General features: G+C 73.9%; 11 protein-coding genes. 7 read left to right on the forward strand and 4 right to left on the reverse strand.

The window, feature by feature from the left end; all coding sequences use genetic code 11:
• Positions 1–51: 51 nt before the first annotated feature.
• Together C1703_RS04945 and sigJ are read right to left on the reverse strand one after the other, a co-directional pair.
• The gene (locus C1703_RS04945) at positions 52–810 is read right to left on the reverse strand and encodes a GntR family transcriptional regulator (RefSeq protein ID WP_114250727.1); all 759 of its coding nucleotides are present in this window, start codon (positions 808–810) and stop codon (positions 52–54) included.
• A gap of 223 nt (positions 811–1,033) precedes the next feature.
• Entirely contained in the window at positions 1,034–1,864 is an 831-nt protein-coding gene (sigJ, locus tag C1703_RS04950) for an RNA polymerase sigma factor SigJ (RefSeq protein WP_114250728.1), read from the reverse strand.
• Between the two features lie 109 nt (positions 1,865–1,973).
• On the opposite strand from sigJ, the gene C1703_RS04955 reads away from it, so the two are divergent.
• The 5 genes from C1703_RS04955 (at position 1,974) to C1703_RS04975 (ending at position 8,103) form a co-directional block, all read left to right on the forward strand.
• On the forward strand, positions 1,974–2,627 hold the full coding sequence (locus C1703_RS04955; RefSeq protein ID WP_114250729.1) for an NAD(P)-binding domain-containing protein: 654 nt from the start codon (positions 1,974–1,976) through the stop codon (positions 2,625–2,627).
• A gap of 105 nt (positions 2,628–2,732) precedes the next feature.
• Positions 2,733–3,563, forward strand: coding sequence for an alpha/beta fold hydrolase (locus tag C1703_RS04960; protein WP_114250730.1), 831 nt, complete (start codon positions 2,733–2,735; stop codon positions 3,561–3,563).
• A gap of 45 nt (positions 3,564–3,608) precedes the next feature.
• A complete protein-coding gene (locus C1703_RS04965; RefSeq protein ID WP_114250731.1) occupies positions 3,609–5,051 on the forward strand; it encodes a PLP-dependent aminotransferase family protein in 1,443 nt (480 codons plus the stop codon).
• Positions 5,052–5,177: 126 nt separating this feature from the next.
• The gene (locus tag C1703_RS04970; RefSeq protein ID WP_114250732.1) at positions 5,178–6,740 is read left to right on the forward strand and encodes an alkaline phosphatase D family protein; all 1,563 of its coding nucleotides are present in this window, start codon (positions 5,178–5,180) and stop codon (positions 6,738–6,740) included.
• A 109-nt stretch (positions 6,741–6,849) separates the two neighbouring features.
• Entirely contained in the window at positions 6,850–8,103 is a 1,254-nt protein-coding gene (locus tag C1703_RS04975; protein WP_114250733.1) for a GNAT family N-acetyltransferase, read from the forward strand.
• A 4-nt stretch (positions 8,104–8,107) separates the two neighbouring features.
• On the opposite strand, the gene C1703_RS04980 is transcribed toward C1703_RS04975, so the two are convergent.
• On the reverse strand, positions 8,108–9,322 hold the full coding sequence (locus C1703_RS04980) for a PLP-dependent transferase (RefSeq protein ID WP_114250734.1): 1,215 nt from the start codon (positions 9,320–9,322) through the stop codon (positions 8,108–8,110).
• Between the two features lie 59 nt (positions 9,323–9,381).
• On the opposite strand from C1703_RS04980, the gene C1703_RS04985 reads away from it, so the two are divergent.
• Complete coding sequence (locus C1703_RS04985; RefSeq protein WP_114250735.1) at positions 9,382–9,873, forward strand: Lrp/AsnC family transcriptional regulator; 492 nt, start codon at positions 9,382–9,384, stop codon at positions 9,871–9,873.
• A gap of 31 nt (positions 9,874–9,904) precedes the next feature.
• A complete protein-coding gene (locus tag C1703_RS04990) occupies positions 9,905–11,596 on the forward strand; it encodes a DUF885 domain-containing protein (RefSeq protein ID WP_114250736.1) in 1,692 nt (563 codons plus the stop codon).
• Here the strand turns inward: C1703_RS04990 and C1703_RS04995 are convergent, their stop codons facing one another.
• Entirely contained in the window at positions 11,597–12,430 is an 834-nt protein-coding gene (locus C1703_RS04995) for an SDR family oxidoreductase (protein ID WP_114257302.1), read from the reverse strand. It abuts the gene before it with no gap.
• Between the last annotated feature and the right edge of the window lie 6 nt (positions 12,431–12,436).

Consider the following 12,436-nt stretch of genomic DNA (forward strand, 5'->3'; position numbering starts at 1 on the left):
AAACCACAACCCACTCACCCCCCACGCGCCACGCCCCCTACGGCGCCAAGGTCAAGACGCCCTCCGCTGCGCCCCGGCATCAATCTCCACGCCCCCCGCATCCCCGAAGGTCAACCGGCACGTGTCAGCGCGATACGTGGCAACGGACAGCGCAGCCGTACGCCCGGCCGCGACGAACCGAGTCGTGACGACAAGAACAGGCGCCCCCGGCAGCCGGTCCAGCTCCTTCGCGTCGTCCGCCCCGGCAGACCCCAGCTCCACCGCGTTCTCCTGCCGCTCCAGCTCCGCCCGCTGCAACTCGCGCAGCACCGCCCGCGCGCGTGCCGCTCCGGACGGCGCGTCGATCGCGGAGAGCTCCGGCACCGAGGACTGCGGGACGTACAGCAGCTCGGCGGCCACCGGCCGGCCGGCGGAGACGCGGGAGCGGCGCACGATGTGCACGGGCTCGTCGCCGGTCCCCAGCGCGTCGGCGACGGCCGCGGGCGGCACCGCCGCCGAGCAGTCGACGGGCTGCCAGGCGTCCTCGGGGCCGCCCGGCCAGGTGTGCGGGCCGGTGCCGAGGGAGACGCCCATGCGGGGCGGCGCGACGGTCGTGCCGACGCCGCGGCGGCGCTGCAGCCTGCCTTCCAGTTCGAGCTGCTCCAGGGCCTGGCGGAGCGTGGCGCGGGCGACGCCGAAGCGGGCCGCGAGGTCGCGCTCGTTGGGCAGGATCTCCCCCACGGAGAACTCCGAGTCGAGCGCTTGACTGAGCACGGTCTTGAGATGCCAGTACTTCGGTTCCGGCACCGATTCCAGCTGCGTGGTCCCCACCCTGTCCTCCGCAATCGCCGTGGTCGGCGGCTATTTCGCGCCCTTGTTTATTAAAGGTTGTTGCACTTCTCTGCGACCATAAGGCGGCCCTGATCCTTGGTCAATACCAATGGCCGGGAACGTTCACGGGACATGCGTACGACCCCTCGGCCGTACTGCTCCGAGGCGTCTACAGGGCGGCCAGCGACCGCAGCTTGTCGGGGTTCCTGATGACGTAGACCGTCTAGACGCGGCCGTCGGCGATGTCGAGTTGGAACACGGCGTCGGGCTTGCCGCCGGACAGGACCAGCACGGCGGGGCCGCCGTTGAGTTCCACGAAGCGGACGGACAGGTCCGGGAGCCTCTTCGGGGCGGCGCCGGCGAGGAAGCGGCCCACCTTGTCGGCGGTCTCGAGGACCCGCAGCGGCGCCCGCGCCTTGCCGCCGCTGTCGCCGACGAGCCGGACGTCCGGGGCGAGCAGGGCCAGCAGGCCCTCCAGGTCGCCGTCGGCCGAGGCGGCGAGGAACCGCTCGGTGAGGTCGCGGCGCTGGGCGGGGTCGACCTCGTAGCGCGGCCGCCGCTCCTCGACGTGCTTGCGGGCCCGGCCGGCCAGTTGGCGCACCGCCGGTTCACCGCGGTCGAGCATGGCGGCGATGTCGCCGTACGGGAAGCCGAAGGCCTCGCGGAGCACGAACACCGCCCGCTCCAGCGGTGACAGCGACTCCAGGACGACGAGGACGGCGAGGGAGACGGAGTCGGCGAGCACGGCCCGTTCGGCGGTGTCCGGCACGGTGTCGCCGAAGTCGGTGACGCACGGCTCGGGCAGCCAGGGGCCGATGTACGTCTCGCCGCGGGCCTTGATCTGGCGCAGCCGGTCGATGGCGAGGCGGGTGGTGATCCGCACCAGATAGCCGCGCGGTTCGCGGACGTCGCCGCGGGCGGCACCGGACCAGCGCAACCACGCCTCCTGGACCACGTCCTCCGCGTCGGCGACGCGCCCCAGCATGCGGTAGGCGACACCCAGCAGGACGGGGCGGTGCGTTTCGAAGACGTCGGTGGCGGTCTCGGTGGTCACTGCTCCATCCCAGCCCACCGCCGGGGCGCTGTCCAGGCGGATTCCCCCGTGCCGGACACAATGGCCGGCAGGACGCCGCTGATCGGCGGCGCGGCTCCCGGAGGTGGCGATGCGGTACGCGGTGCTGGGGACGGGGGAGGTCGGGCGCACGCTGGGCGGCCGGCTGGTGGAGCTGGGGCACGAGGTGACCCTCGGCTCGCGGACGAGGGAGAACCCGGCCGCGGTGGCATGGGCCGCCGGGGCGGGGGCCGGGGCGCACGCGGGGACGTTCGCGGACGCGGCGGCGTTCGGGGAGGTCGTGGTGAACGCGGTGGGCGGGCGGGTGGCGCTCGCCGCGCTGGCGGCGGCGGGGGCAGAGAATCTCGGCGGGAAGGTGCTGGTGGACGTCTCCAACCCGCTGGCGTTCGAGGGGGGCGAGCTGCGGCTCTCCCCCGTCGAGTCGGACAGCGTGGGCGAGCGGATCCAGCGGGCCTTCCCGCACGCGCGCGTGGTGAAGACGCTCAACACGGTCAACTGCCGGGTGATGGTGGAACCGGCGCGGGTGCCCGGCGGGCACCACGTCTTCGTCTGCGGGGACGACCCGGGCGCCAAGGAGCAGGTGACGGCGCTGCTCGGGGAGTTCGGCTGGCCGGCGGACCGGGTGCTCGACCTCGGGGGCATCCGGGCTGCCCGGGCCGTGGAGATGTGGCTGCCGCTGTGGGTCGGCCTGCTGCAGAAGTTCGGTCACGCGGAGTTCAACCTGGAGGTGCGCCGGGCCCGGTGAGCGGCAGGGGCGGGAGGGCGGCGACACCCTGGGGCTACCCGTCGGTAGTAATTGCTGACAAGCTGTCTACAGCGTCCGTCAGCCAGCACAGCCGAGGAGCACCCCATGTCCGCCACCGTCTCCTTCGACGTCGCCACTCCGCGCGGCGAGCAGCACGTGACCCTGTCGTACACACGCGAGGGCAGCGGCGAACCGCTGCTGTTGCTGCACGGCATCGGCCACCACCGGCAGGTGTGGGACCCGGTGCTCCCCGCGCTGGCGGCCGAGCGGGACGTCATCGCCGTGGACCTGCCCGGATGCGGTGAGTCGCCGGCGCTTCCCGACGGCATGGCGCACGACCTGCCGACGATGAACGCGGTCCTCGCGGCCCTGTGCGAGGCGCTGGAGCTGGACCGCCCGCACGTGGCGGGCAACTCGCTGGGCGGCCTGCTGGCCCTGGACCTGGCCCGGGCGCGCCTCGTGCGCTCGGTCACCGCCCTGTCCCCCGCCGGGTTCTGGAACGCGGCCGAGCGCCGCTACGCCTTCGCCGTGCTGATGACGATGCGGCAGATCGCCCAGCGGATGCCGCTGCCCGTGGTCGAGCGGCTGGCCCGCCCGGCGCTCGGCCGCACCCTGCTGACGAGCACCATCTACGCCCGCCCCGGCCGCCGCTCCCCCGAGGCCGTGATCGCCGAGACCCTCGCGCTGGCCCGGGCCCAGGGGTTCTCCGAGACGCTCCGCTCCGGCCGGACCGTGCAGTTCACGGACGACATCGTGGGCACGCCGGTCACCGTGGCCTGGGGCAACCGCGACCGGCTCCTGATCCCCCGCCAGGGCGTGCGCGCCAAGGGCGTCATCCCGCGGGCCCGGCTGGTGAAGCTGCCCGGCTGCGGCCACGTCCCGATGAACGACGACCCGGCGCTGGTCGCCCGGGTGGTCCTCGACGGCAGCCGCTGAACCGGAACTGCCGCTACCGGCAGGGGCGTTCTAGGGTCTCCCCTCATGAGGCCATCGCAGAGCGATCCGGGCAGGGGTGCCGCGTCCGCCGCCTGGGAGTTGCTGCTCCCGGCCGCTTCCGCGCCGCCACGCACGCGCGGCCGTGCCCTCCAGGCGGCGCTGCGTGAGGCGGTCCGCTCGGGCCGGCTGGCACCGGGCACGCGGCTGCCGTCGAGCCGGGACCTCGCGGCGGACCTGGGGGTGTCGCGGGGGCTGGTCACGGAGGCGTACGAGCAGCTGACGGCGGAGGGCTACCTGCGCAGCGGCCGGGGCGCCGGGACGTGGGTGGGCGCGGCCGTGCGGGCCGCCCGGCCGCGCGCCCAGGACCTCGCCCCGCGCGCGCCCGGTGCCCGCGCCGACTTCGTGCCCGGGACGCCGGACCTGTCGCTGTTCCCGCGCTCGGCGTGGGCCGCCGCGCAGCGCGCCGTGCTGGCGGACGTACCGCACCAGGACCTGGGGTACCCCGACCCGCGGGGGCTGCCCGGGCTGCGGACCGCGCTGGCCGGACTGCTCGCCCGGCGGCGGGGCGTGGTGGCCGACCCGGAGCGGATCGTGATCGTCTCCGGGGTGGCCCAGGCGACGACCCTGCTCGGTTTCGCGCTGCACGCGCGCGGGGTGCGCTCCGTCGGCGTGGAGGACCCCGGCAGTCCCCAGCACGACGCCCTGTACGCCGCGGCCGGGGTCACGGCCGTGCCGCTGCCCCTGGACGGCGAGGGGATCGCGATCCGGCCGCTGCGCGCGTCGGGCGTCCGGGCCGTCGTGACGACACCGGCCCACCAGTTCCCCACGGGCATCGCCTACTCGGCCCGCCGGCGCGCCGAACTGCTCGACTGGGCGCGGTCCGTGGACGGCATCGTCCTGGAGGACGACTACGACGGCGACTTCCGCTACGACCGCGCCCCGGTCGGCGCGCTCCAGGGCCTCGACCCCGACCACGTCGCCTACACGGGCTCCGTCAGCAAGTCCCTCGCCCCGGGCCTGCGCCTGGGCTGGCTGCTGGTGCCCGAGTCCTGGGCGGCGGAGATCGTCGAACGCAAACGCACCATGGATCTCGGCCACCCGGCCCTCGACCAGGCCCTGTTCGCCCGCTTCCTGGAACGCGGGGACTACGACCGCCAGTTGCGCCGCTGCCAGCGCGCCTACCGCGAGCGGCGCGACGCGCTGGTCGCCGCCCTGGAGGAGCACTTCCCGGGCGCGGAGGTGTCCGGGATCGCCGCGGGCCTGCACGTGATCGCCACGCTGCCGGAGCGGTACGGCCCCGAGGAGCGGTTCCTCGCGCGCGTGACGGCGGCCGGGGTGGCGGTGCGTCCGTTGTCCTCCTGCACCCACACGCGGCCCGAGGACCCGGCCGGGGCGAAGAAGGTGCGGCTCGTCCTGGGCTACGCGCACGTACCTCCGGCCCGGATCGCCGAGGGCGTCCGCCTGATGGCGCAGGCGGCCACCGCGTGACCGGCGTGCCCGCCCGGTTCCCTCACCCCGCGGTCAGTTGTTCACTTGGGGTTCGTGTGTGCGCTGCGGCGTGCCAGTAGTTGTGGCTGTGCACACTGGCCGGATCCCGTCCCTGGAGGCGTATCCATGTCACACCGTCCGTTCCCCGGGCGCCGTAGCGTCCTGCGCGGCTCCCTCGCCGCGTCGGCGGCCCTGTCCCTGCCCACCGCGCTCGGCGCGGCACCGGCCTTCGCGCGGTCCGGGCGTCCGCAGGCGCAGTGGGGGGTGCAGGCCGGAGACGTGACCTGCGACTCCGGGCTGGTGTGGGTGCGCTCCGACCGGCCCGCCCGGATGATCGTCGAGACCTCGGCGACCGAGTCGTTCCGCAACCCGCGCAGATGGCACGGCCCGCTGCTCGGCCCGGGCACGGACTTCACCGGCACGACCCCGCTGCGCGGCCTGCCGCCCGGCGAGCAGATCCACTACCGCGTGCTGCTCGCCGACCCGGACGACCCGCGCCGCACCGGCGAGCCGGTCACCGGCACCTTCCGCACCGCGTCCGCCGAGCGCCGGGACGGCGTACGGTTCGTCTGGTCCGGCGACCTGGCCGGGCAGGGCTGGGGCATCAACCCGGACCTGGGCGGCTACCGGATCTACCGGGCGATGGCCGACCTGGACCCGGACTTCTTCCTCTGCAGCGGCGACAACATCTACGCCGACGGCCCGATCACCTCGACCGTGGCCCTGCCCGACGGCCGGACCTGGCGGAACGTCACCACCGAGGAGAAGGCGAAGGTCGCCGAGACGCTGGCGGAGTTCCGCGGCAACTTCCGCTACAACCTCCTGGACGAGAACCTGCGCGCCTTCAACGCCCAGGTCCCCTCGATCATCCAGTGGGACGACCACGAGGTCACCAACAACTGGTATCCGGGCGAGATCCTCGGCGACACCCGGTACACGGAGAAGAACGTCGACGTGCTCGCCGCCCGCGCCCGTCAGGCGTTCTCGGAGTACTTCCCGATCTCGACGCTGCGCCGCCCGGGCGGCCGCGTCTACCGCGTGCAGCACCACGGGCCGCTGCTGGACGTCTTCGTCCTGGACATGCGCACCTACCGCAACGCCAACTCCCCCGACGACCAGCCCACCGACCCGCAGGGCATCCTGGGCCGCGAGCAGCTGGAGTGGCTCAAGCGCGGGTTGTCCCGCTCCCGGGCGGTGTGGAAGGTGATCGCCTCCGACATGCCGCTGGGCCTGGTCGTGCCGGACGGCACGAACATCGAGGCGGTCGCCCAGGGCGACCCCGGCAAGCCGCTCGGGCGTGAGCTGCAGATCGCCGAGCTGCTGCGGTTCATCAAGCACCGGCGGATCACGGGCACGGTGTGGCTGACGGCCGACGTGCACCACACCTCGGCGCAGCACTACCAGCCGTCGCGGGCCGCCTTCACCGACTTCGAGCCGTTCTGGGAGTTCGTGTCCGGCCCGCTCAACGCCGGTGCCTTCCCGGCGAACACGCTCGACGGCACCTTCGGCCCGGAGCGTGTCTTCGTGAAGGCCCCGACCACCGCCAACGTCTCGCCCGCGGGCGGCTACCAGTTCTTCGGCGAGGTCGACATCGACGGCGGCAGCGGCGAGCTGACGGTGCGTCTGCGCGAGCAGGACGGGACCGTGCTGTTCACCCAGGTGCTCCAGCCGGGCCGGGTCGGCCAGTAGGTACGGAGCACAACGTTTGAAGGGGCGATAAAGAGGGCATGGTGCCCTTTTTACCCGCCAGTCACAAGGCGTTCGTGATCACGCAACACCGTTCCGTCACAGTGGGTGCATGACGCGAGAAGTGACGGAAGTGACGCACCTCGAGGACGGCGGCCGGGCGGGCCGTCGGCAGCGGCTCTCGGCGGTGTTCCGGGCCTGGCGAACACGACGCCACGAACACGCGCCGCCGACGGTCGATACCGGGTCCCCGGCACCGGAACCGGTGCCGGGGGCGAACACGCTGTGGCGGATGCGGACCACGGTGAAGGACGAGCCGGGGTCGCTGGCGGCGCTGTGCACGGCCCTCGCCGTGCAGCAGGTCGACATCCTCAGCCTCCAGACGCATCCGCTGGCCGAGGGCACGGTGGACGAGTTCCTGCTGCGGGCACCCGGCGAGCTGTCGGCGTCCGCGCTCACCACGGCCGTCCGGTCGGCCGGCGGCTCCGACACCTGGATCGAGCGGGCCGACGCGCACGACCTGGTGGACGCGCCGACCCGGGTCCTCGGACTCGCCGCCCGCACGGCCCTGGACGCGGCGGAACTCCCGCTGGCGCTGCGCCAGTTGCTGGGCCGCTGCACCATCCGTTCGCAGCCGGCGCCGGCCGACGGCGACCGTGTGCCGGGGAGCCTTCCGGTGGAGGGCGCCCTCGACGACACGGTGATGCGGCTGCGCGCCCCCGAGGGCGGGGTGATCACCGTGGAGCGGCCCTATCTGCCGTTCACCCCGACCGAGTTCGCCCGGGCCCGGGCCCTGGTCGAGTTGGACGCCCGGCTCGGGCCGCGCGTCCCGCGCGGCCGGGACGTGCTGACCCTCGCGGAGGGCAGCGACATCACCGTGCGGCGGGCCGACACGCGTGATCTCCAGGCGGCGCGGGCGATGCACGAGCGGTGCTCGGCGCGGACGCTGAAGCTGCGCTACCACGGGCCGGTCGGCGATGCCGACCGGTATCTCAACCACCTGCTGAGCCCGCGGTTCGGGCGCACCCTCGCCGTGCAGACCGCCTCCGGGCGGCTCGTCGGGCTCGGCCACCTCCTGTGGGACGGGGACGAGACGGAAGTCGCGCTGCTGGTGGAGGACGCCTGGCAACGGCGTGGTGTGGGCGCGCAGTTGCTGGCCCGGCTCGTGGCCATGGCCGTCGAGGCGGGGTGCGCGAGCGTGTACGCCGTGACGCAGGCGTCCAACACGGGGATGGTCGCGGCGATGCGGGGGCTCGGGCTGCCGCTCGACTACCAGGTCGAGGAGGGGACGCTGGTCATCACGGCGCGGCTGGGTGAACCGGTTGCGACGCCTGCCGGTGAGTTGGGGAACGCCTCAGCTCCGTAGGAGGTCACGACGGTTGGCGGGTGCGGGCGCGATGGGGTTCTTCGCGTACTTCCCCGCGCCCCTCAGTAAGCGCCTGGTCCAGATCCGACCACAGGTCCTCCACGTCCTCCAGGCCCACGGACATGCGCAGCAACCGGTCGCTCACCCCCGCCCCCCTGCGGTCCTCCGCGTCCACGATGCGGTGGCTGATGGACGCCGGGTGCTGGATCAGGGTGTCGACGCTGCCGAGGCTCACCGCTGGGGTGATCAGGCGTACCCCGCCGATGACCTCGTGCGGGTCGCCGTGGACCTCGAAGGCGACCATGGCGCCGCCGATCCGGGGGTAGTGGACGCGGGCCACGCGCGGGTCGGCGGCGAGGCGGCGGGCGAGTTCGGCCGCCGTGGCGGAGGCGGCCCGGACCCGGACGGGGAGGGTGGACAGGCCCCGCAGCAGCAGGTAGCCGGCCAGCGGGTGCAGGACGCCGCCCGTCGCGAAGCGCACCTGCCGCAGCCGTCCCGCGAACTCCTCGTCGCAGGCGACCACGCCCGCCAGCACGTCCCCGTGCCCGCCGAGGTACTTGGTGGCGCTGTGCAGCACCAGCCGCGCCCCCTGCTCGGCGGGGCGCTGCAGGACCGGCGTGGCGAAGGTGTTGTCCACGAGCAGCGGCACCGAGCCGCAGGCGTGCGCCACGGCCCGCAGGTCGACCTCGGCGAGGGTGGGGTTGGCCGGGGACTCGACCATGACCAGGCCGGTGTCCGGGCGCAGCGCGTCGGCGACTCCGGCGGGGTCGGTCCAGGTGACCTCCGAGCCCAGCAGCCCGGCGGTCAGCAGATGGTCGCTGCAGCCGTAGAGGGGGCGTACGGCGACGACATGGCGCAGGCCCATCGCGCCGCGGACGAGGAGGACGGCGCTCAGCGCGGCCATGCCGCTGGCGAAGGCGACCGCCGCCTCGGTGCCCTCCAGGCGGGCCAGCGCGGTCTCGAAGCGGGCCACGGTCGGATTGCCCAGGCGCCCGTACACGGGCGGGCCGTCCGGCTCGGCGCCGGTGGCGGCGAACGCGTCGATCCGGGCCGCCTCGCCGCGGCTGTCGTACGAGGGGTACGTGGTGGACAGGTCGATCGGCGGGGCGTGCAGCCCCTGCCGGGCCAGGTCGTCCCGGCCGGCGTGCACGGCCTCGGTGGCGAGTGCTCGCGGTGCGGTGCGTACGTCGTCGTAGGCGCCCGTGCTCGTTGTGTCCATGACGGAAGGGTGAACACCGGCCGGGTCGCCGGGGCCGAATCCCGTGCTACGTTCGGCCGATGGCCGAATCTGTCGTACTTGACCCGGTTGATCTTCATCTGCTGCGGCTGTTGCAGAACGACGCCCGGGCGACCTACCGGGATCTCGCCGCGCAGGTCGGGGTGGCGCCGTCGACCTGTCTGGACCGGGTGGCCCGGCTGCGCCGCTCGGGGGTGATTCTCGGGCACCGGCTGGAGCTGGATCCGGCCAAGCTGGGGCGCGGTCTGGAGGCGCTGCTGTCGGTGCAGGTCAGGCCGCACCGGCGGGAGCTGGTCGGGCCGTTCGTGGAGCGGATCCGGGCACTGCCGGAGTCGCGGACGGTCTTCCATCTGACCGGTCCTGACGACTATCTGGTCCATGTCGCGGTCGCCGACATGGCCGACCTCCAGCGGCTCGTGCTGGACGAGTTCACCTCCCGGCGGGAGGTCGCCCGGGTGGAGACGCGGCTGATCTTCCAGCAGTGGGAGTGCGGGCCGCTGCTGCCGCCTTCGCCCTCGGCTCAATCCGCGTGACGCGCGCGGCCCGTCGTACGAGGATGGCCGCATGTCTGAGATCAAGAGCCCGCTGCCCCGAGAGGTCGCCGACGCCTTCGTCGACGAGCTCGTCGCCCTCGACCCGATCACCGGCACGTACCTCGGCGTGAAGGAGAGTTCCAGCAGGCTGCCCGACACCTCGCCCGCGGGCCAGGAGGCGCTCGCGGAGCTGGCGCGCCGGACGCTGGCCCGGCTGGACGAGGCCGAGCGGCAGCCCGGCGCGGACAGTGACATCGAACGCCGCTGCGGCCGGCTGCTGCGCGAGCGGCTCACCGCCGAACTCGCCGTGCACGAGGCCGACGAGAGCCTGCGCTCCGTCAGCAACCTGAGCTCCATCGCGCACGCGGTCCGGCAGGTGTTCACGGTGACGCCGGCGCAGTCGGAGGAGGACTGGGCGGCGATCGCCGAGCGGCTGCGCGGGGTCCCGGCCGCGCTGGAGGGCTACCGGGAGTCCCTGGCGCTCGGCCTGGAGCGGAAGCTGTACGCCGGGCCCCGTGCGACGGCCACGTTCGTGGAGCAGCTCGGCGAGTGGGCCGACGCGGACGGCCAGGGCCACGGCTGGTTCGAGCAGTACGCGGCGGCCGGTCCCGAGTCGCTGCGGACGGAGCTGGACGCGGCGGCCCGCGCGGCCACCGGGGCCGTGGTGGCGCTGCGGGACTGGATGCGGGACGTGTATGCGCCGGCGATCGAGGGCGCGCCGGACGTGGTGGGCCGGGAGCGGTACGCGCGCTGGGTGCGGTACTTCAACGGCACGGACCTCGACCTGGACGAGGCGTACGCCTACGGCTGGTCCGAGTACCACCGCCTCCTCGGCGAGATGAAGGCCGAGGCGGAGAAGATCCTGCCGGGCGCGGCCACGCCGTGGGTGGCGCTGGCGCACCTCGACGAGCACGGCACGCACATCGAGGGCGTCGACGAGGTGCGCGACTGGCTGCAGGGCCTGATGGACGAGGCGATGGACGCGCTCGACGGCACCCACTTCGACCTGGCCGAGCGGGTGCGCCGGGTGGAGTCGCGCATCGCGCCTCCGGGCAGCGCAGCGGCCCCGTACTACACGCCGCCGTCGGACGACTTCTCCCGCCCGGGCTGCACCTGGCTGCCGACCATGGGCAAGGACCGCTTCCCGGTCTACGACCTGGTGTCGACCTGGTACCACGAGGGCGTGCCCGGCCACCACCTGCAGCTGGCCCAGTGGAAGCACGTGGCCGAGGACCTCTCCCGGTACCAGGCGAGCGTCGGCATGGTGAGCGCCAACGCCGAGGGCTGGGCGCTGTACGCGGAGCGGCTGATGGACGAACTGGGCTTCCTGACGGACCCCGAGCGCCGGCTCGGCTACCTGGACGCCCAGATGATGCGGGCCGTGCGGGTGATCATCGACATCGGCATGCACCTGGAGCTGACGATCCCGGACGACTCTCCCTTCCACCCCGGCGAGCGCTGGACGCCCGCGCTGGCGCAGGAGTTCTTCGACGCGCACAGCAGCCGGCCGTCGGACTTCGTGGAGAGCGAGCTGACCCGCTACCTGTCGATGCCGGGCCAGGCCATCGGGTACAAGCTCGGCGAGCGGGCCTGGCTGCTGGGCCGCGAGAAGGCCCGCGCCCGGCACGGGGACGCCTTCGACCCGAAGGCCTGGCACATGGCGGCGCTGTCGCAGGGCTCCCTGGGCCTGGACGATCTGGTGGACGAGCTGTCCGCCCTCTGATCAGCGCCGGAAGCCGCCCTCGGAGTTGATGACCTCGCCGGTGATCCAGCCCGCCTCGTCGGTCGCGAGCCACGCGATGAGGCGGGCCGGGTCGTCGGGCATGCCCCAGCGTCCGCTGGGGAAGCCGGCGGCGACGGCCTCGTAGTCCGCGCCGGTCAGGTAGTCCGTGTCGACCGGGCCGGGGTTGACGGTGTTCACGGTGATGCCCTGCTCGGCGAGCGCGGTCGACAGGGAGCGGGTGATCGAGGCGAGGGCGCCCTTCTGGAGGGCGTAGGCCATCTCGCCGGGCATGCCGCTCGCGATGTCCTGGCCGGAGGTCATCATCACGACGCGCCCTCCGGGGCCGGCGGGCCGCAGCCGGGCGTGAGCCTGGATCAGCAGCACGACCGACCGGGTGTCGACCGCCCAGTGCCGGTCGAGCATCGTGGCGTCGATCTCGTCGAGGGTGCCGTCGAAGCCGCTCTGCGCGTGGTTGGCGACGAGGATGTCGAGGCGTCCGCCGAGCGCGTCGGCGGCCCTGGCGACGAGTTCGGCGGGCACGGCCGGATCGGCCAGGTCGCCGGGGCCGGCGACGACCCGGGCCCCGGGGTCGCCGAGCGCGTCGCGCACCGACGCGAGGACGTCCTCCGGGCGGTCCGCGCCCCAGGGCTGGTCGGCGTCGTGCGGCACGTGATGGTGCAGGTAGACGCTCGCCCCGTAGGCGGCGAGCCGCCGGGCCACGGCGTGGCCGATACCGGCGCGCCGGCTGGCACCGGTGACGAGGGCCGTCCGGCCGCGCAGGGGCAGGGGATCGCGGCGCAGTTCTGCGGGGGTGGGGTGGGGAAGTCGAGGCATACGGAT

It is taken from the genome of Streptomyces sp. Go-475, assembly GCF_003330845.1.
In the GTDB taxonomy this organism is placed as follows: Bacteria; Actinomycetota; Actinomycetes; order Streptomycetales; family Streptomycetaceae; genus Streptomyces.